The organism is Erythrobacter sp. SN6-5 (genome assembly GCF_057364945.1).
In genome coordinates, this window is record NZ_CP200282.1 from 1,152,831 (window position 1) to 1,172,207 (window position 19,377).

Here is a 19,377-nt window from a genome sequence, read left to right on the forward strand (position 1 = left end):
CTTATATGGCGCCGCTATCGCACGACGTAGTCCGAGCGATGGCGGATGCCTCGCGACAAAAGGCGACGCCTTGGAATATTAGTCCGGCTGACTTCTTTGTTCATAGCGAACAATTTCGGCGCCGCGCGGCGCAGTTGACGGATGTTGGCGCAGACAATTTGGCGATCGTGCCATCGGTCAGTTACGCTTTGGCGGTTGCGGCCAACAATCTATCGCTATCAACCGGGCAAGAGATCGTAACCCTGGCGGATCAATTCCCATCCAACGTCTATGTTTGGCGCGAATTGGCCAAGCAATGCGGGGGAACGGTTGTGACGGTGCAGCGTGATGAAGACGCCGCTTGGACCGATGCTGTTCTGGATGCCATTGGACCAGACACGGCCATCGTCGCGGTGCCCAATTGCCACTGGGCCGATGGACGCATAGTCGATTTGGAGGCTGTCGGCGTTAAATGCCGTTCGGTTGGTGCGGCTCTGGTTCTCGACCTGACTCAGTCATTGGGTGCGATGCCAATTGACTTTGCCAAGGTGCGACCTGATTTCGCGGTCGCGGCAAGCTACAAATGGCTGATGGGACCGTATGGGATCGGCATGCTCTATGTCGATCCGAGCTATCATGATGGGCTGCCGTTAGAGCACAATTGGATCAATCGTAGCGGTTCGGAGGATTTTAATCGGCTGGTTGACTATAGCGAAGATTTTCAGCCCGGTGCTCGTCGGTTCGACATGGGGGAGAAATCAAATCCGCCGCAGCTTTTTGGCGCCAGTGCTGGGCTCGACTTTCTGATTGAATTCGGGGTGGAGAGGATTGCTGAAACTCTGGGTGAGCTGACCAGGGCGATTGCGCATGAGGCTGCAAAACTGGGGCTTACGGCTGCACCGCTTGGCGTGCGTGCGCCGCATTTCCTCTCGCTCGGTTTTCCTGAAGGCGTGCCCGATGGTTTAACCGGAAGGCTGGCGGCCAATCAGATCTTTGTTTCGCAGCGCGGGGATTCGTTGAGGGTGACACCGCACCTCTATAACGATGAGGCTGACGTTGCCGCGTTGCTTTCAGCGCTTTAGCTAATCAGTTCCTCAATCGGCACGTAGTCCATTTCATAGGCAAAATAGCGTGGGCTGAAGACCGCTAGGCCAGCTTCGCTGCGCCAGATCGGATCGCTCTTGAAGCCTAGCACAGCAATAGACTGTCCATCTTCATAGCCCGGATTGACGACCCCATCGCCGCTTGCAAGGTCAATCAGGCTGATAAGGTCGGGGCATGTCGCGATCACGACGCCGTCTCGGCGAGCGACGAGATGCTCGTTCTTTACGTCAGTTTCGAACGATTGGCCTGCAAAATCGCCGGTTCCGTTCAGCGTCACTTTGCCTTGAAGGAAGCCGTCTTCATCGGCCCATTCGGTGCCTGCGACCTCGCCAGTAAACAGCAGATAGCCATTGCCGGCCGCGCGTGCGGCCTCGATTGGATCATTACCGGCGGCCTTCGCTTCGCGAACGGCCTTACCGATCAATATCGCTAATGAGAGGCTACCGGTAACAAGTGTGCCTTTCGTCTTGGCCTGCTTACCCGTGATCGGAGAGTCCGCGACGCCGCAAGCGCGGCTGACGACGGCTACGCTCCGTAAAATGTCTTCTGCGCGAGTTGGATCGCCCAGAGTGCCGATCACCATTTCATCGCCAAATGGGGTGGCCGCACCAATCGGCGTCAGCGGCACTCCAGCAACCTTTACCGAATGCTGGTTGATCTCTGGAACCGCACGGCCGACTGTGTCGGCATCGAGCGCGGGAACGCCCAACCGCGCTGCTATCGAAAGGCCTTCAGCTAGGCTGAGAGGGCCGATCTCACCCAGAATAACGGCTGCAAACTTTTGATCCAGATGCCGCTCCAACGTTTCGAACGCAGCTTGTACTGGCTCTTCCACCTGGTTTTCTATGGCATCTAGCCGAGCCTGCATGTCCTCGCTCGTGGGCGCGAGGCTGGCCAAACCATAAGGGCAGGCGACCCTGTCATCATCAGATAGGCCCGAGACCGGAATCGCGCTGAACCGATGACCTGCCGCCAGGTCTGAGGCGATCAATTCACGCGCGTCGGCGAGGCTACCACCCCCACCTGTGCCGAGATAGGAGCTGCCGACGAGTGCATCTTCAAGCGCTTCAGCGTCTAGCAGCCTACCACCTTGATTGAGCGCAGCGGCAATCCGGTCACCGCCCGAACTGTTCGTGATCTCACTGCAAGCCGAAAGCGCTCCCGCGCCGATGGCCACTCCTGCCAGAAATTGTCGCCGCGCTACCATTTTGCCCCCTTATGTTAGGGTACAAGTCTGGCGCAGCAGAGCCGCGAAGGCAAATTCAACGTTTGCGGTAGCGAAAATACCAGACTTCATGCTCGAAGACTTCGCGCGCTTTCTTTTCATAGCGCGTTTCGGGCCAGCCCGATGGGCGGTTCTGAAAACTCTCCGGCCCCTCCGTCACCCATTCAAGACGGTCTGAGAAGCGCTGCATCACCATTAGTGCATGGCGCAGATAAATCGTATGATCGGTTCCGAAGCGGAATTCGCCGCCAGGTTTTAGCTTATCTGCGATCATGGCGATCGGACCGTCATTGACCATGCGCCGCTTTGCATGACGTGCCTTTGGCCAGGGATCGGGATGCAGAAGATACACCATAGTCAGAGCGCCATCGGGAATGCGGCTGAGCACATCGAGCGCGTCGCCAGCGTGCAAACGGACATTGGTGAGCCCTTGATCGTCGACATGGCCAAGCGCCGCTGCCACGCCATTCATGAATGGCTCTGCGCCGATCAACCCATGGTTCGGCAGCAAGTCTGCGCGGTAGGCAAGATGCTCTCCGCTGCCAAAGCCGATTTCAAAGTGCATTGGGCAATCCTGGCCGAACAGCCTTTCAGCGGTGACTGGCCCTTCTGCTGGTACGGCGATTCGAGGCAGCAAATCATCGACCAACCCCTGCTGGCGCGCGCGCAGGGGTTTGCCGACACTACGGCCGTACAAACGGTTGAGCGTCGTGGGGTCGCCTTCTTTGTGCGCAGTCATGTGCCCCCGCTAGAAAGAGCGCGGCCCTGTGTCCAGTGCTCAGTCCGCGACCGCCACTTCCATCGGCGCATTGTTGTAATCCATCGGGAACACTGATGCGGTGAATTGACCCTCAACATAGAGGACGATGCCGCCGGTCCGCTTGGCGATTTGCATCTGACCATATTCGTCGATCCGCTCCCAGCGGTCAGCCGTTTCGAGCTTTGCCCGGTCCATAAAGCTGGGGCTTAGTGCTGAGCAGGCCTCGTCGAACCACAGGATTTCCTGCGTTGGATAGCCCGGATATGTGAAGTTGATTTGGCAGGCGGGGCGTTCCCCGCGCTTCACGTCGTTTAAGGAAATGATCCGGGCTTCGCTCTCAATCGGTGCGTCCGCCCTGTCTGGAGGCGGCAGAGCAGGGGAACCTGTCCGCTTGATTTCTGCCGAACTTTGGTCGTCTGGGGGAGTTTCGGCCGAGGGCGCCGGATCGGCAGGCGCGGTTTGCTCTGCGCTCTCCTCCTTCGTCAGAGCGTCCGCATCTGAGCACCCAGCCAAGGCAGATGCTAGGGCCGCGAATGCGAGATATTGAAGGGCAGAGGGGCGTCTCATTGCCTCAGCTTAGTCTGGATCAAATTCGATATGAAGATGATTGTTCGCCGGATTGTTTGGGAAGACCTCAAATAGCACATCGTAATCTGGCCCAACAGCTTCGCTCACGGCATCTCGCAAGGCCCTCCCTTGAGCAATGGTCAGATTGTTGCCCCGGAAATCCAGCGCTTTGTTCTCATAGTGTAGTGAGTTCTCGCTATGCCGCGCGTCATTGCCGCTTGTAATGACAGGCTGAGGCAAGCCGAGCTGCTGCGCTGCCGCGGCCACCGCGCGGATCGCAGGGTCCATGGAGGCGTGCAACTGAGACAGGTTCACACTATCATTTTTGATGGCAACGCCCACTTCAGTGGCAAGCACTCTACCGTTGAAGGGACCAGTCGCAGGTTCAGCTGGTGACTGTGCAACGCTTGCCGTGCCCGGCAATCCGACTCTGAATTCGCTTGGCCGGTGGCGTTCAAGATCTGGCGTCGTGCCATGACGATGAATGGCGTCGCCTCGTCCTAGCACTGGTCCATCAAGTGCGTTGATCCAACCCAAATTGACGGAATCGGAATAGTTTGGATTCGCATAATTCAGATGCGATCCAATTGAGGATTCTCTGCCCTGAGCGCGCTCCGCAAGATAGCTGTCCACCAATTGATCGACCCGCGCGCTTACCTGAGCCATCGGGATTTGTTCGACCGATGTGCGCCCATCGCGCCAAGACACTGGGCCATTGATATCGGAGAATTGGTACCGTGCGTTCGCGACATCGGCGACTGTATCACCCCAGCGCCCTGAGGCGGTCCGATTGAGCAGAGTATCGATAATCCCATGCGCCTGTGCATCCCCGGCGGATTGCACCCATTCGGTTTGAAGGACGCGTTTCAAGTTATTGACGTCTGCCTGCGACAGACTGAGGGTCTCTCCGTTGAAGTTCGTCTCTCCAACGGCTCCAACATCGCTCGGCCCAGTGACGGCTGGTGCCCCATTGCCAGAGCCTTCGACCCCAGATTGCGGTGCCGAAGGCTCAGTTGGAACAGCCGCCCTTGTTGCTGGCAGAGTAATCTCTTGGCCCGGGTAAATAAGGTCAGCATTGCGGATTTGAGGATTGGCGTTCAGCACAGCTTGCAAGGATAGGCCTGCGTTTCGGGCGATAACCGCCAAGGTGTCACCCCTTACAACCGTATGGGTGCTCGTTCCCGTACCCGGCACGTTGAGACTTTCGCCCGCATATATCCGGTTCGGGTTGGATATCCCATTCGCCCTCGCCAGCGTCGCCACATCAGTTCCAAACCGCTGCGCAATGCTGCTGAGCGTGTCGCCGCTCCGTATCGTGTAGCTGCTTTGAGCGCTCGCACTTTGCATCGCCGCGGCGATACGGCCGGTATCGTTAGAAATATGCTGCGTGGCTGCGTTTACCATGACCATGCCTCCATCGCTGCGAGTACTCCCATAGCGATCACGCGCTGTAACTATACGATTCGTAGAGATTGCGGCGGGGCGACCTTAGAGCGCGGCAAGCACAGCAAAACGCCCGGAGCATCGCTGCCCCGGGCGTCTATTGTTCCCGTCCCAGAAGACTGGAGAATTCGTTCAGGCGCTTAAGCGGCCTCTGCTTCCGCATCCGGATCGCGCAGCACATAGCCGCGGCCCCAGACCGTTTCGATGTAGTTCTCACCACCGCAAGCATGGCTCAATTTCTTGCGCAGCTTGCAAATGAAAACATCAATGATTTTGAGCTCAGGCTCGTCCATCCCGCCATACAGATGGTTGAGGAACATTTCCTTGGTCAGCGTTGTGCCTTTGCGCAGGCTCAATAGCTCAAGCATGGCATATTCTTTACCGGTCAGGTGAACGCGGGCGCTGTCGACTTCAACAGTCTTCGCGTCGAGGTTCACGGCAAGCTTGCCAGTGCGAATGATGGATTGGCTGTGGCCTTTTGAGCGGCGCACAACAGCATGGATACGAGCAACCAGTTCTTCGCGGTGGAATGGCTTGGTGACGTAGTCATCAGCGCCAAATCCGAAGCTGCGAATCTTGCTGTCCATTTCGGCAATGCCTGAAAGGATCAAAACTGGTGTCTGCACCTTCGCAACACGCAGTTTCTTAAGCACGTCATATCCGTGCATGTCTGGGAGGTTAAGGTCGAGCAGGATGATATCGTAATCATACAGCTTACCTAGATCCAAGCCTTCTTCGCCGAGGTCGGTCGAATAGACATTGAAGCCCTCTGTCGTGAGCATAAGCTCAATTGCTTTGGCCGTTGTTGGCTCGTCCTCAATCAAGAGCACACGCATTGCTGGTCCCCTATATACCCAGATCATCGTAACAAAGTGTCACGGTAACTCCTCGCTAAGAGTTGTTGCCATGTATTAACCACATAAGTTCTGAACGGAAAAGGTTAATTTACCGTAAAGCATGAGAAACCGGCGAGTCGCAGGGGTTCGCACCTATGCGGCGGATGACCCAAATTCGCGCGTTTCTGAGGTGCTTAGGCATGCTCGGACGCGGCAAAGCTCTGACTCAGAGGTTGGCCAGTTTCTTTTGCCGACGTCGTTCTGCGCTTGAGCCGATACCTATGGCTTCACGATATTTAGCAACCGTTCTGCGCGCCAGATCGAAGCCTTCCTCTTTCAATAGGTCAGCGAGTTTCTGGTCAGACAGGATTTTCTTCTGCTCTTCGGCATCGGTCAAAGCTTTGATGCGGGCCTTAATTGCTTCGGACGACGCGCCTTCGCCATCGCTCGATGAAACGCCACTGGTGAAGAAATATTTGAGTTCGAAGCAGCCGCGCTCGCAATGCAGGAACTTGTTGCTAGTCACACGGCTGACTGTGCTTTCGTGCATATCAATTTCTTCGGCCACTTCGCGCAAGGTCAGTGGGCGAAGGTCCGACACACCATTGCGAAAGAAGCCCTCTTGCTTTTTCACGACTTCGGCCGCTGTCTTGAGAATGGTTTTTTGGCGCTGGTCCAGCGCCCGGATGAGCCAATGTGCGTCTGCCAGCTTTTCCTTCAGCCAGCTTTGCGCATCGGGATCCGGCGCGCCATCGCGCAGTTCAACAAAGTAAGATCGGTTGACGATCAGGCGCGGCAGCGTCTCCTCATTCAACGCAACATCCCAGCCGCCCTCGCCATTATCAGTGAGCAGGATATCAGGCACCACCGCGCTCGCTGTGCTTGCACCATAGGCCAGCCCTGGTTTTGGGTCATAACCGCGCAATTCGGCCAGCATGTCGGCAAAGTCTTCTTCGTCCACTCCGCAAACGCGCTTCAGCCGGGCAATTTCGCCTCGCGCGACCCATTCCAGATGGTCAATCAATTGTGCCATGCACGGGTCATAGCGGTCTGCCTCGCGCGCTTGGATCGCCAGGCATTCAGACAGGCTGCGTGCGCCAACCCCGCTGGGGTCGAGTGTTTGCACTGCCTTTAGCGCGTCCTCAGCATCGCGCAACTCCACCCCGAGGTCATAGGCAACATCGCGCAAATCGAAGGTGAGGTAGCCGGCCTCGTCGAGCAATCCGATCAAATGGCGCGCAATGAAGGCTTCTCCCTCGTTTTTGGCCGCCGCGCCAATTTGCTCATTGAGATGCTCTGCAAGAGTGATTTGTGCTGCGCTTGTTTGCTCAAGATCCGGCAACATGTCCGAACCGCCACCACCGCTCGCGGCCGCTCCCCACTCTGCATCCGCCGCAGCGGGTCCGCCCGCGCCGTCGCCTGTGTCACGGTCACGGTCAAGTGCGCCAGTGTCCAAATCGAGCGGAGCCTCGCTTTCGCCTTGCGCTTGGCCGATCAACTGATCGGCAGTGAATTCTTCGCGCGGTATGTCATCACTTTCTCCGCCAGGTCCGCTGTCTTCGCTGGACAGAGCCCCTGCCTCGAGCAGCGGATTGGCCTCCAAAGCGTCGGAGATGAAGGTTTCGATTTCGAGGTTTGACGCCGCCAGCAGTTTGATCGCCTGCTGTAATTGCGGCGTCATCACCAAAGACTGTGACTGGCGTAGGTCTAGCCTTGGGCCGAGCGCCATGATTTAGTTCCGCCGCCTCGTCACAAAGTGAAGCCTTCGCCCAAATAGAGCCGCTTGACGTTTTCGTCTGCGACAAGAGCCTGCGGTGTTCCCGCGAAGAGAACCTGTCCGCCATATATAATGCATGCGCGGTCTACGATATCGAGCGTTTCTCGAACGTTGTGATCTGTAATCAGGACGCCAATTCCGCGCTCTTTGAGGTCTTTCACCAGATCGCGAATGTCGCTGATCGAAAGCGGGTCGATGCCTGCAAACGGTTCATCAAGCAGCATGATGGAAGGCTTTGCCGCCAGCGCGCGGGCGATTTCGCAGCGTCGACGTTCGCCGCCTGACAATGCCATGGCTGGCGAGCTGCGCAGCTCAGTGAGGCCAAACTCACCGAGCAAACGCTCCAACTCCTGCGCTCGGGTATCACTGTCTGGCTCAACCATTTCCAGCACGCAATTGATGTTCTGCTCAACAGTCATGCCGCGAAAAATGCTGGTTTCCTGTGGCAGGTATCCAAGCCCTAAAATCGCGCGGCGATACATTGGCAGCTTGGTGACATCTTCGCCGTCCATCAGTATCCGGCCGGAATCCGGGCGAACAAGACCCATTATAGAGTAGAAGCACGTCGTCTTGCCTGCGCCATTGGGGCCAAGCAGGCCCAGCACTTCGCCCTTGCCGACCGTTAATGAAATGTCGCTTAGGACAGAGCGCTTGTCATAACTCTTAGCAATGGAAATGACCTCAAGGCCGCCGTCAGGCAGCGGCGCGGTGGCATCGGCGGTGCCGCTTTCAGGCATCTCGGCCAGGGCGTTTGTCTCATTCATCTGATAACCCTTAGCACCGCAATCCAGACATAAAAGGGCAGTATTACCCAATTTGGCAGGATTTTTGCGTGCCGCCATTCTCGCTCTGCGGAGTTGCAAACCATGCAACAAAATTGCGGTTTGGTTACTGAGCTTGCAAGATTCGTTGCAATTTGAAATACTCGGCGCTTGGGGAACGAATCCGTTGGAGAGCGGCACAATGAAAAATATCGCGCATCGCTATGACGTAGACCAGCAGACTGACAGCAAGGCTGAAGCTGGCGCTCTCGACTGGCGCAAATCGATGAGCGACCACGTTGCCTATGCGCTGCTCGTTTATACGGGGCTTCAGATCTTTGTGACGATCAAGGCGCTTAACACGGGTGGGGCATCGATCCTACCATACATCGCGCTGGTGGTTTTGGTCGCGGCAATCATTCCCGCCTGTCGCTGGTTCGAGAAGCGCTGGACTGGCCTGTCAGACAGCGAAGCGGCAGACCAAGCATATCGTCCGGCATTCCGGCGCGATCTTGCTGGCCTCTGGGTATTGGCGATTGGCCTGCCGTTCGTGCTGACTTTTTGCTTTAAAGCGGTCTCTTCGCTTCTTTGGGCTTAGATCACGCTCAGACCTGAGCGCGGTCGATTGCCTCTACAACAATCCGCCGGGCTTCTGCACGGTCGCCCCATTTACCGATCCGGACCCATTTTTCGGCTTCAAGATCTTTGTAGTGCGTGAAGAAGTGCTCGATCTGTTGAAAAATGATCGACGGCAAATCCTTGGTCTCACCAACGTCTGAGTAATACGGGAAAGTCGTGTCTACCGGCACGCAGATCAGCTTTTCATCGCCGCCGTGTTCGTCTTCTAGGTTCAGAACACCAATGGGGCGTGCGTGCACTACGCAGCCTGCCATAAAAGGTGTGCGCGCGATCACCAGAGCATCCAATGGATCGCCATCAGGGCTGAGCGTGTGCGGCACAAACCCATAGTTTGCCGGGTAACGCATCGGCGTGTGTAGAATACGATCGACGAATAATGCGCCGCTTTCCTTGTCAAATTCGTACTTCACTGGCTCTCCGCCAGTGGGCACTTCGATGATGACATTGAGTTCGTCAGGTGGGTTTTTTCCGGTCGAGATTTTGTCGATACGCATGCTGCTATCCTACTAGTGTCAAAGCCCTCTCCCAGAGCTTGAGTGCCCCCTAGCTGCGCGGCTCTATTGCGGCAAGATGATCTTGCCCCTAATCGCTCAAGTGAAATGTCGAAAAACACTCCAAAAGCCATTCGTGGGACGCAAGACATCTTTGGCGCTGATGCTGAAGCCTTCGCGTTCGTGGTCGAAACCTTTGAGCGCGTGCGCCAGGCTTTACCGATTTCGCCGCATTGAAATGCCAGTGTTTGAGAAGACGGAAGTGTTTGCGCGCTCGCTTGGCGAGACGACGGATGTTGTCTCTAAAGAGATGTACTCGTTTGAGGACCGCGGCGGGGATTCGCTGACCCTCAGGCCAGAATTTACCGCCGGAATTGCCCGTGCTTACCTGACCAACGGTTGGCAGCAGCACGCGCCGCTAAAGGCGGCGACCCACGGCCCGCTGTTCCGTTATGAACGTCCGCAAAAGGGCAGGTATCGGCAGTTTCACCAGATCGATGCCGAGATCATTGGTGCCGTGGAACCGCAGGCCGATGTTGAGCTGCTTGCGATGGCTGACCAACTCTTGAAAGAGCTGGGTATCGAAGGGGTGACGCTGCATCTCAACACTTTGGGCGATGGGACAAGCCGGGAGGCCTGGCGCGCGGCGTTGATCGAATACTTCAGCGCAGTGAAGGATCAACTGTCAGAAGATTCGCAGCAGCGGCTGGAGAAGAATCCGCTGCGTATCCTTGATAGCAAGGATGGCCGGGATAAACCGTTCCTAGCTGACGCACCAAAAATCGATGATTTCCTATCTGATGAGGCGAGGGCGTTCTTTAAGGCTGTGACTGACGGTCTGGATGCGGCAGGCGTCAAATGGGTGAGGGCAGAGGCACTGGTGCGTGGGCTAGATTATTACCGCCACACCGCCTTTGAGTTCATCCCGGACGAAGGTTCTGCAGCGGCAGAAGCTCTGGGTGCGCAAAGCACGGTCCTTGGCGGTGGGCGCTATGATGGTTTGATGGAAAGCCTGGGCGGGCTTGCTACGCCAGCGGTTGGCTGGGCGGCCGGAATTGAGCGCTTGGCGATGTTGGTTGGGGAGAAAGAAGAGCCGTTCATCGAAGTAATGGTCGTCGCAGAGCATCCAGCTTTTGAGCTGCATGCGCAAAAGGAAGTGGCTACTTTACGAAACGCGGGGATTTCTGCTGATTGTGTAATATCTGGCAGCCCCAAAAAGCGATTTGACCGAGCAAAAAAACAGAGGCCCGGGATGATAGTTTCAATGGCAAATTATCGCGTGGGGCCGATTGAGCATTCTTTTCGCCTTGTTGATGATAGATTGACGTCCGAGCGCTTCGATGAAGTTTATAAGGTTATTAGCGGCCTTAACGGTTTCTTGTCTTGACCATCCCCGCCGAACGCCTTGATCAGATCGCTCACCGCTTCGCGGAGCTGGAAGCTCGTATGGCATCTGGCACGCTGGAAGGTGACGAGTTTGTGCGTGCCTCACGCGACTACTCGGAACTGGAGCCGGTCGCGAAGCTATCGCTGCAGGTTAAGGCCATGCGAGAGGAAATCACCGGCCTCGAAGACATGCTGGCTGATCCTGAAATGAAGGCGATGGCTGAGGAAGAACTCGGTGAGCTACGGGAGCAATTGCCCTTGGCAGAGCGCCAGCTCGCCATTGCCTTGCTGCCTCGTGATGCCGCCGACAGCAAGCTGACCATGTTGGAAATTCGCGCAGGGACGGGCGGCGATGAAGCGGCTTTGTTCGCTGGCGATCTTTACCGCATGTATGAGCGCTTTGCCTCTGAGCAGGGGTGGAAAGTCGAACCTGTCAGCATGAACGCATCAGAAGTCGGCGGTTTCAAGGAAATCGTCGCCAATGTGCGCGGCGCTGACGTGTTTGCGAAGCTCAAATTTGAAAGCGGTGTGCACCGGGTTCAGCGCGTCCCTGAGACTGAGAGTGGCGGGCGTATCCACACCTCTGCGGCGACCGTCGCGGTGCTGCCAGAGCCGGATGAGGTGGATATTCGGATCGATCCAGGTGACCTCAAGATCGACACGTACCGGGCCAGTGGCGCCGGGGGTCAGCACGTCAACACGACCGACAGCGCAATCCGCATTACCCACGAGCCAAGCGGGCTGGTAGTCACCTGCCAAGACGGGCGCAGCCAGCATAAGAACCGTGAGAAGGCGATGCAGGTTCTGCGTGCGCGTCTGTTCGAGAAAACCCGCGATGAAGCGCAAGGCGCCGAGGCGGAAGCCCGCAAAGCTATGGTGGGTTCAGGCGATCGTTCCGAACGGATCCGGACCTACAATTTCCCTCAGGGTCGGGTAACCGACCATCGCATTGGGTTGACCTTGCACAAGCTTGAGGATGTGCTCGCAGGCCCGGGCCTCAACGAACTGGTCGATGCATTGACGGCAGAGGACGAGGGCAAGCGGCTGGCTGCGCTCAACGAATGACCGTCGCTGAGGCCCTGCGCGAGGCCGCTCACAAGCTCTCGAGCACAAGTGATACCGCGCGCCTTGATGCCGAAATTCTGATGGCGCACGCTCTTCGTGTAAGCCGCTCTGACATGTTGCTGAGGCATATGACGGATGAGGCGCCTGCTGGCTTTGCGGCTCTCCTAGAGCGGCGTCTAGGGCACGAGCCAGTGGCCTACATAACCGGCGTGCAGGAGTTCTATGGACGTGAATTTTGCGTCACATCCGATGTCTTGATCCCTCGTGGTGACAGCGAAAGCGTGGTTGAAGCAGCGCTTTTGAAAGCTCCAAATCCCGGCCGGATCCTTGATCTTGGTACGGGAAGCGGGGCTCTCTTACTCACTATGTTGTCGGAAACCGAGGCATCCGGCTTGGGTATCGACCAATCATCGGCAGCGATTGCTGTGGCACAGACCAATGCCGAAAGACTGGGCGTTGCTGATCGAGCACAGCTTCGCGTCGCCGATTGGAGCGTGCCTGGCTGGAGCGAGGGCAGCGGTCGTTACGATCTGATCATTTCCAACCCGCCCTATGTGGAAAGGGACGCGGTACTGGAGCCGGACGTGCGCGAATTCGAGCCTCCGAGCGCTCTGTTTGCGGGCGATGAGGGGCTGGATGACTATTGGCGCATCATCCCGCAACTGCGTGCTCTGCTAACGCCTGATGGTATCGCAGTGCTTGAAATAGGGGCAGATCAGGCGCCAGCCGTCAGCTCAATCGCTGAAACAGAGGGTTTTGATGTGGAGATTGTTCGCGATCTGGCAGGCCGTGATCGCGCGTTGATCCTCACTTGATCAGCGATTCGGGGTTGACGAATTTTCGTCAGGGCTTGGCAAACGCGGCCAGCCTCGCTAACCCCGAATCAGGCAATTGATCGGCACGGGCTGCAAATCAATTGGTCTAGCTCCGTATGAAAGCATGGATTTGCCGCGTGGATACCCCCGGCTCGTACAGCGCGGAGCGCGCGCCAAGATTGAAAGTGGCGTTTGGACGAGGGGTCTACTGGTCATGGTAAAATGAAAATTTGCCTGAGAGCCGTAAATGAGGATGAATTTCCTTGAATAACAATCGTAATAATCGTCGCCGCGGTCGCGGTAATCGCAATCAAGGCGGCGGCAATCAGCTAAACCGGATCGACAGCAGGGCACGCGGTAACGCGCCGCAATTGCTCGATAAGTACAAGAAACTGGCGCAAGACGCTCAGCATCACGGCGACCGGGTTCAAGCTGAATACTATTTGCAATTTGCCGACCATTATCTGCGTGTAATCGCTGATAATAAGGCCCGTCAGGACGAAGCGCGCGCCAAACGCCAGGAAGAGCGCGGCCAGTCAGGTGAGGACGGCGATGAGGATGAAGACGGTGAAAACCGTCGCCGCTCGCGCCTACCACGTTCACGCCGGGATGAACAGGCACATGACCAGCAATCTGACAGCGACAATGGCGCTGAAGCGGATGCGGGTGATGCAAGTTCGGATGACGTGGGCGAGGAAGAACCCAAGCGCCGCGCGCGTAAGCCGCGCGGTGAAGGTCAGTCGGAAGGTCGCACCACGCGCCGGAAACCTCGCGAGCCGCGCAAACCCAAAAGCGATAACAAAGTTGCTGATGAAATCGATGCTTCTGTTCTTCCGCCAGCGATTGGCGGTGACACACCGAGCGAAGAAGGCAGCGGCGACAGTTTGGAAACTGTGGACCAATAAAGCCTTAAGGCCGGGATGATCGCGGGAAAAACAGCCAATATGCGGGCCATCATTGATCGCTGGATTGGTATTGTCCGCGCGCACCCCAATTGGACCACATTACTGCTGGGCGCACTGGCCGCACTGGGTTTCCCACCTCTTGGATGGTGGCCGGTTACTCTAGTCGCTGTGTCTGCCTTTATCGTCTTGCTGAGCAATGCTGCCAATTGGCGCAGAGCCGCTCTGCTTGGCTGGCTGTTCGGTTGGTCACATCTGACCCTGGCCAATAATTGGATTGCGACGGCGTTCACCTACCAGGCAGAGATGCCGCAGTTCCTTGGCTGGCTCGCCGTACCGTTGCTGTGCGTTTACTTGGCTCTCTACCCAGCCATTGCGGCTGTGATTGCCCATATCGCTGCGAGACGCGCGGGATTGCCCGTGTTCGGAATGGCGCTTGCCGCCGCTTGGATTCTGACGGAGTGGCTGCGCAGCTGGATCTTTACTGGCTATCCATGGCCGCCGCTCGGCCTATCTTTGCTGGGATCTTGGGGGCGGCCCGGACTGGCAATTTTGCTGCCATGGCTTGGCACCTATGCGCTTTCGGGATTGGTGATTTTGCTCGCTACGGGCCTCGCTCATCTTGCGCTTAACAAGGCGCGGATCAGCCTCGCCGTTTTGGTCGCCTTGATTTCAATCGGAATGTTCTTTCCTTTGTCGAGCGTTCTTGAGCGCGAAGATGGCACAGTACCCTATGCCCTTATCCAGCCGCTGATCCCGCAACCAGAGATCAACGATCCGAGCAAGTTTGAAGAACAGTTTGCACGTATAACTCAGCTTACTTTGCCGGGGCGCGAGCACCCGCGGCTTGTGCTTTGGCCAGAGAGCGGGGTGCCGGATTATCTCGAAGATGGCTATCCGCAACGATACTATGATCGGATGACGGCAGCGGGCGATCCAGAGTTCGCGCGCAATCGCATCGCGTCGATTATTGGTTCAAACTCACTGTTATTAACAGGTGTCGTAAACCTAGACCTCGCTGAGAAGAATGGGTTCATCCGCGCGGTCAGCGCAAGAAACTCTGTCATAGCCTTGGACGGTGCGGGTGACATTACGCAGCAATATGCCAAGGCGCACTTGGTGCCATATGGCGAATATTTGCCGATGCGCGGCCTACTGGAACCGCTCGGCCTCAGCCGTTTGGTGGCAGGCTCCATTGACTATCTGCCCGGACCCGGCCCGCGCACTCTCGATACTGGCTCGTTTGGCAAAGTGGGCATCCAGATTTGCTATGAGATCGTCTTTTCCGGGCAAGTGGTCGACGCAGCCAATCGCCCAGACTACCTGTTCAATCCGTCCAATGATGGATGGTTCGGCATTTGGGGACCGCCGCAGCATCTAGCCCAGGCCAGATTGCGGGCCATTGAAGAGGGTTTGCCTGTGCTTCGGTCCACCACAACCGGGATCAGCGCGGTGATCGATGCCGATGGTATTGTGCGACAGAGCATCGCAAGTGGCAAAGCAGACCGGCTCGATGGCTATGTGCCTAGCGCCAAACCACCGACCCTGTTCGCGCGTCTTGGCAATGCTCTTCCTCTTAGCTGGGCAGCGCTTCTGATCTTGCTGGCGCTGGGTGTATCTAGACTGGTTGCGCAACGTCGCGCTCCGAGTTAGGGCATATCAGACATAAAGAATTCCTTATATCCCGTGAATTTAACGCAGAGGTACCATGCGTAGCGAATATTTGTTCACATCAGAAAGCGTTTCTGAAGGCCACCCGGATAAGGTCTCTGACCAGATTTCCGACGCCATTGTCGACCTGTTTCTATCGAAGGATCCCGAAGCGCGGGTCGCCTGTGAAACCCTGACCACGACGCAGCGCGTTGTGCTCGCGGGCGAAATTCGCGCCAAGGGGATCTACGAAAATGGCGAGTGGGCTGAGGGTGCCCTGGACGAAATTGAACAGACGGTTCGCGCCACTGTGAAAGAGATTGGATATGCCCAGTCTGGATTTCATCATGAAACCCTGACCTTTGAAAACCATCTACACGGTCAGTCAGCTGAAATTGCCATGGGCGTGGATGCCAGCTCTGAAGGCTCAAACAAAGACGAAGGCGCTGGTGATCAAGGTATCATGTTTGGCTTTGCCTGCGATGAAACACCTGATTTGATGCCCGCGACACTCGACTACAGCCACAAGATCTTGCAGCGCCTCGCGCGTGATCGCAAATCGGGCGCTGCTCCTTTTTGGAACCGGATGCGAAAAGCCAAGTGACCTTGCGTTATCGCGATGGGAAGCCGGTGGCCTGCACGGCCATTGTGGTCTCTACGCAGCATGCCCCTGGCTATCACGAAGGTGAGAAAGAGGCAGAGCTCAAAGCCTACGTTAAAGGCGCGGTTGGTGCCGTCCTTCCAGATGGTTTCATAAGCGATGAGACGGTCTGGCACATTAACCCAACCGGCGCTTTTGAAATTGGCGGCCCGGATGGAGACGCTGGCCTGACCGGGCGCAAAATCATTGTCGATACCTATGGCGGTGCGAGCCCGCATGGTGGAGGTGCCTTTAGCGGCAAAGACCCGACCAAGGTTGATCGCAGCGCGGCCTATATTACGCGCTATTTGGCGAAGAATATCGTCGCAGCAGGACTGGCGAAGCGCTGCACTATTCAGCTCGCCTATGCGATTGGTGTTTCAAGGCCACTATCGCTCTATGTCGACACCTTCGGTACCGGCACAGTCGGTGATGACCGTATCGAACAAGCGATCATCGGCATGCAGAGCCTTGGCGGTCTGACGCCGCGCGGCATTCGGACGCACCTTGGTCTGAATAAGCCGATCTATCTCAGAAGTGCGGCCTATGGTCATTTCGGCCGTCAGGCGGAAGGCGATTTCTTCCCATGGGAACGCACGGATCTGGTCGATACACTGAAGGCAGCGCTTACTTAAACGAACTAGCTATCTGCGACTCTGGGGTGTCTTCACCAAGCCTTGGTGATGGGCGATCCAGCGCCAATTCTGCATCAGAGAAAGTAAATGGACTGCGCACGCTCGGCTGTCCATCGAGCTCTACCTTTAGGCCACGCGCCTTCACTTGCGGGTCCGAAAACACGTGGTCAAGATCGTTGATCGGGCCAGCGGGCACTCCGGCGGCTGCACAGGCCTTTAGCAAGTCGTCGCGCGCCCAATTCGCAGTCTCATTAGCGATCATGACGTCAACCAGACCCCGATTGGCAATACGTGCTTCATTCGTCGCAAATCTCTCATCCTTGAGCAGATCATCACGCCTGAGCACGCTCAGCAGCTTGCGGAAGAGACCATCATTGGCGGGCGCAAGAACGACCGGGTCATCGCGAGTGGGGAATACGCCATAGGTGCTCACTTGAGCATGCGCATTGCCCATGCGCGGCGGCACCTGGCCCGTCGTGAAATAACTCGTCGCTTGATTGGCCAGCAAGGCGACAGAGCAATCGAGCAAGCTCATATCGATCCATTGACCTTTGCCAGTGCGCTCTCGCATGAGCAATGCAGCCTGGATGGCGTTGGCAGCATAGAGGCCGCATGTAAGATCGGAGATCGATACGCCATGTTTCATGGGCTCCCCGTCCGGCTCCCCGGTTAGCGACATGAAACCGCTCATCGCTTGGATGACAAAGTCGTATCCGGGTTCATCGCGCCTTGGCCCGTCTTGGCCGAACCCGCTGATGGAGCAATATGCGACCCTGGGGTTGGACTGAACGATATTCTTATAGTCTAAGGCGAATTTTGACAGCGTGCCGGGCTTGAAATTCTCCAGCACAACATCTGCCTCATCACACAGGTTACGCACGAGTTGGAGATCGTGCTCGACTGAAAAATCGGCTTTCACAGACCGCTTTCCGCGATTGCAGGCGTGGTAATAGGCGGCTTCGCGTTCAGTCGCTCCGTCCCGGCCTTCACGCTCAATCCAAGGCGGACCCCACAACCGGGTGCCATCGCCATGGGGACTCTCGATCTTAATAACGTCAGCCCCAAGGTCAGCGAGAATTTGGCCCGCCCATGGCCCGGCCAATACGCGCGCCAACTCCACCACGCGCAGGCCCGCCAGTGGTGCGTTTGGATTTCGCGGATTTTCTAGCCACATTGCCTTCGAGCCTCAGGCTAGAGCCACTTCGTACTTTGCGCTTGTTTTGGCGGCGATTTCCGCTTCGCTGACACCAGGTGCCAGCTCAATAAGGCGAAACGGGCTATCATGGTCTGTACGATGGAAGACGCCCAAATTCGTGATGATCATATCAACGACATTCTTACCGGTTAGCGGCAATGTGCATCCAGGGATGAACTTCGGATCGCCCGCTTTGCTGTTGTGATCCATCACGACGATGATCTTCTTCACCCCAGCAACCAGATCCATCGCACCGCCCATGCCCTTGATCATTTTGCCAGGGATCATCCAATTGGCGATGTCGCCGTTCTCGGCAACTTCCATGGCGCCGAGCACTGTCAGGTCAATGTGACCGCCGCGGATCATGGAAAAGCTGGTAGCGCTATCGAAATATGCCGAGTGCGGCAGCTCACTGATGGTTTGCTTGCCCGCGTTGATCAGGTCCGGGTCCACTTCGTCATCATAAGGGAACGGTCCAATTCCAAGCATACCGTTCTCGCTTTGCAAGGTTACATGCATGCCTTCTGGAATGTGATTGGCGACCAATGTCGGTATGCCAATGCCAAGATTGACATAATAGCCGTCTTGCAATTCCTGCGCGGCGCGTGCTGCCATTTCGTCACGAGACCAACCGGTTTTTTTATCTGACATGTGTGTTGCTTTCAATTTTGATCAAGCACAGGGGGAATAAGGAACCAGCCATTGCCGATTATGGACTCGAGGGCAAAGGCGGCTTCGGGTTTCAAAAGATAATCGTACAATTCGTCAAAGTCGCTGCGGGTGTCGCCAGCAATGGCAACGATGCAATGGGTCTCAGACAATTCGCCGCGCCGTGTTTGTTTACGGTCGGCCTGATATCGCATTAGCAGCAGGTTGTCCGATTTGTCCGGATCAAGACCAGAGGCATGCAGGGCGCGCCGCACTTTGCCCGCATCAGCTGCAGAATTGGCGGAGAGCCAGGTTATCTCAAGGCCCAGCGCCCGCAGGTTAGCCAAACCTTCTGCGAGAGCGGGTTGAGCGTTTGGCGCGTTTGGCGGTGTGAACAGACCATCGCCTGGGTCTAAGTCGATCAGCACGGTTGGTGTGCGTTCTCCGCAGTCGTCGCGCTTGCCATCAAGTGCTGGCGGATTGGTGAGGACCGCCGTGCTAGCTCGCGGAGCATCCTTATCTGTTTGCCGCAATATCTGCCCCGCCTGGTCGCTTGCATAAGCGATCAGGGCTGCATATTCGCTACTAATTGGTGCTGACGTATCAGGAGAGCCAGGTGTTGCTATCCGTTTATCCGGTGTGAAAGCGCTCTCATCGATGATGGTGCCTTCAGGCGCTCCCCGTTCGATCTCCACGCGCGGGTCTGGTTCATCCGCTTCCTGTCTGTCACGGTCGGCGTTCGCTCCGGCAAGGGCTCCTCCCGCAACGACAGGAATGACCGCCGCAACACAGCCATTGAGCGCAAATGCTGCGACGAGCATTCCGGCTATCAAGGGCGAGCGGTGGGAGAACATTTATC

The 19,377-nt window shown here is 56.7% G+C and carries 17 protein-coding genes and 2 pseudogenes; 8 read left to right on the top strand and 11 right to left on the bottom strand.

What is annotated here, in order from left to right; all coding sequences use genetic code 11:
• Positions 1 to 5 precede the first annotated feature (5 nt).
• On the top strand, positions 6 to 1,061 hold the full coding sequence (locus AC0V6Z_RS05740; protein ID WP_472640400.1) for an aminotransferase class V-fold PLP-dependent enzyme: 1,056 nt from the start codon (positions 6 to 8) through the stop codon (positions 1,059 to 1,061).
• Here AC0V6Z_RS05740 and AC0V6Z_RS05745 read toward each other — a convergent pair.
• The 7 genes from AC0V6Z_RS05745 to lptB all read right to left on the bottom strand — a co-directional run bounded on the left by AC0V6Z_RS05745 (position 1,058) and on the right by lptB (position 8,455).
• Positions 1,058 to 2,290 carry an S-methyl thiohydantoin desulfurase family protein gene (locus AC0V6Z_RS05745; protein WP_472640401.1) on the bottom strand — a complete coding sequence of 411 codons (1,233 nt, stop codon included), beginning with the start codon at positions 2,288 to 2,290 and terminating at the stop codon, positions 1,058 to 1,060. The genes AC0V6Z_RS05740 and AC0V6Z_RS05745 overlap by 4 nt on opposite strands.
• A 55-nt stretch (positions 2,291 to 2,345) precedes the next feature.
• Positions 2,346 to 3,047, bottom strand: coding sequence for a tRNA (guanine(46)-N(7))-methyltransferase TrmB (gene trmB / locus AC0V6Z_RS05750; protein ID WP_472640402.1), 702 nt, complete (start codon positions 3,045 to 3,047; stop codon positions 2,346 to 2,348).
• 39 nt (positions 3,048 to 3,086) lie between these two features.
• Positions 3,087 to 3,635: a hypothetical protein gene (locus tag AC0V6Z_RS05755; protein WP_472640403.1), complete on the bottom strand. Its 549-nt coding sequence runs from the start codon at positions 3,633 to 3,635 to the stop codon at positions 3,087 to 3,089.
• A 9-nt stretch (positions 3,636 to 3,644) separates the two neighbouring features.
• Positions 3,645 to 5,039: a LysM peptidoglycan-binding domain-containing protein gene (locus AC0V6Z_RS05760; RefSeq protein ID WP_472640404.1), complete on the bottom strand. Its 1,395-nt coding sequence runs from the start codon at positions 5,037 to 5,039 to the stop codon at positions 3,645 to 3,647.
• 179 nt (positions 5,040 to 5,218) lie between these two features.
• Positions 5,219 to 5,914, bottom strand: a complete 696-nt coding sequence (gene ctrA, locus AC0V6Z_RS05765; protein WP_472640405.1) for a response regulator transcription factor CtrA — start codon at positions 5,912 to 5,914, stop codon at positions 5,219 to 5,221.
• 226 nt (positions 5,915 to 6,140) lie between these two features.
• On the bottom strand, positions 6,141 to 7,643 hold the full coding sequence (rpoN, locus tag AC0V6Z_RS05770; RefSeq protein WP_472640406.1) for an RNA polymerase factor sigma-54: 1,503 nt from the start codon (positions 7,641 to 7,643) through the stop codon (positions 6,141 to 6,143).
• Positions 7,644 to 7,663: 20 nt separating this feature from the next.
• Complete coding sequence (gene lptB, locus AC0V6Z_RS05775) at positions 7,664 to 8,455, bottom strand: LPS export ABC transporter ATP-binding protein (protein WP_472640407.1); 792 nt, start codon at positions 8,453 to 8,455, stop codon at positions 7,664 to 7,666.
• Between the two features lie 199 nt (positions 8,456 to 8,654).
• Here lptB and AC0V6Z_RS05780 point away from each other — a divergent pair, with 199 nt between their 5' ends.
• The gene (locus tag AC0V6Z_RS05780) at positions 8,655 to 9,050 is read left to right on the top strand and encodes a hypothetical protein (RefSeq protein ID WP_472640408.1); all 396 of its coding nucleotides are present in this window, start codon (positions 8,655 to 8,657) and stop codon (positions 9,048 to 9,050) included.
• Positions 9,051 to 9,057: 7 nt separating this feature from the next.
• On the opposite strand, the gene ppa is transcribed toward AC0V6Z_RS05780, so the two are convergent.
• Positions 9,058 to 9,585: an inorganic diphosphatase gene (ppa, locus tag AC0V6Z_RS05785; RefSeq protein WP_472640409.1), complete on the bottom strand. Its 528-nt coding sequence runs from the start codon at positions 9,583 to 9,585 to the stop codon at positions 9,058 to 9,060.
• Positions 9,586 to 9,690: 105 nt separating this feature from the next.
• Between ppa and hisS the strand changes: the two are divergent.
• The 6 genes and pseudogenes from hisS (at position 9,691) to metK (ending at position 16,675) form a co-directional block, all read left to right on the top strand.
• Positions 9,691 to 10,969 (top strand): annotated as a pseudogene (hisS, locus tag AC0V6Z_RS05790) (histidine--tRNA ligase).
• Positions 10,966 to 12,033, top strand: coding sequence for a peptide chain release factor 1 (prfA, locus tag AC0V6Z_RS05795; RefSeq protein ID WP_472640410.1), 1,068 nt, complete (start codon positions 10,966 to 10,968; stop codon positions 12,031 to 12,033). The pseudogene hisS and the gene prfA overlap by 4 nt, the downstream one beginning before the upstream one ends.
• Entirely contained in the window at positions 12,030 to 12,848 is an 819-nt protein-coding gene (gene prmC, locus AC0V6Z_RS05800) for a peptide chain release factor N(5)-glutamine methyltransferase (protein ID WP_472640411.1), read from the top strand. Before prfA ends, prmC begins: the two co-directional genes overlap by 4 nt.
• Positions 12,849 to 13,111: 263 nt before the next feature.
• Positions 13,112 to 13,753: a DUF4167 domain-containing protein gene (locus AC0V6Z_RS05805; RefSeq protein WP_472640412.1), complete on the top strand. Its 642-nt coding sequence runs from the start codon at positions 13,112 to 13,114 to the stop codon at positions 13,751 to 13,753.
• Positions 13,754 to 13,768: 15 nt separating this feature from the next.
• A complete protein-coding gene (lnt, locus tag AC0V6Z_RS05810) occupies positions 13,769 to 15,403 on the top strand; it encodes an apolipoprotein N-acyltransferase (RefSeq protein ID WP_472640413.1) in 1,635 nt (544 codons plus the stop codon).
• A 55-nt stretch (positions 15,404 to 15,458) separates the two neighbouring features.
• Positions 15,459 to 16,675, top strand: a pseudogene (gene metK, locus AC0V6Z_RS05815) (methionine adenosyltransferase).
• Here metK and AC0V6Z_RS05820 read toward each other — a convergent pair.
• The 3 genes from AC0V6Z_RS05820 to AC0V6Z_RS05830 are packed head-to-tail and all read right to left on the bottom strand — an operon-like array spanning position 16,668 to position 19,372.
• The gene (locus tag AC0V6Z_RS05820) at positions 16,668 to 17,849 is read right to left on the bottom strand and encodes a CaiB/BaiF CoA transferase family protein (RefSeq protein ID WP_472640414.1); all 1,182 of its coding nucleotides are present in this window, start codon (positions 17,847 to 17,849) and stop codon (positions 16,668 to 16,670) included. The pseudogene metK and the gene AC0V6Z_RS05820 sit on opposite strands and share 8 nt — an antisense overlap.
• Before the next feature lie 12 nt (positions 17,850 to 17,861).
• Positions 17,862 to 18,521, bottom strand: coding sequence for a CoA transferase subunit B (locus tag AC0V6Z_RS05825; protein ID WP_472640415.1), 660 nt, complete (start codon positions 18,519 to 18,521; stop codon positions 17,862 to 17,864).
• A gap of 11 nt (positions 18,522 to 18,532) precedes the next feature.
• Complete coding sequence (locus AC0V6Z_RS05830; RefSeq protein ID WP_472640416.1) at positions 18,533 to 19,372, bottom strand: hypothetical protein; 840 nt, start codon at positions 19,370 to 19,372, stop codon at positions 18,533 to 18,535.
• Positions 19,373 to 19,377: the final 5 nt, after the last annotated feature.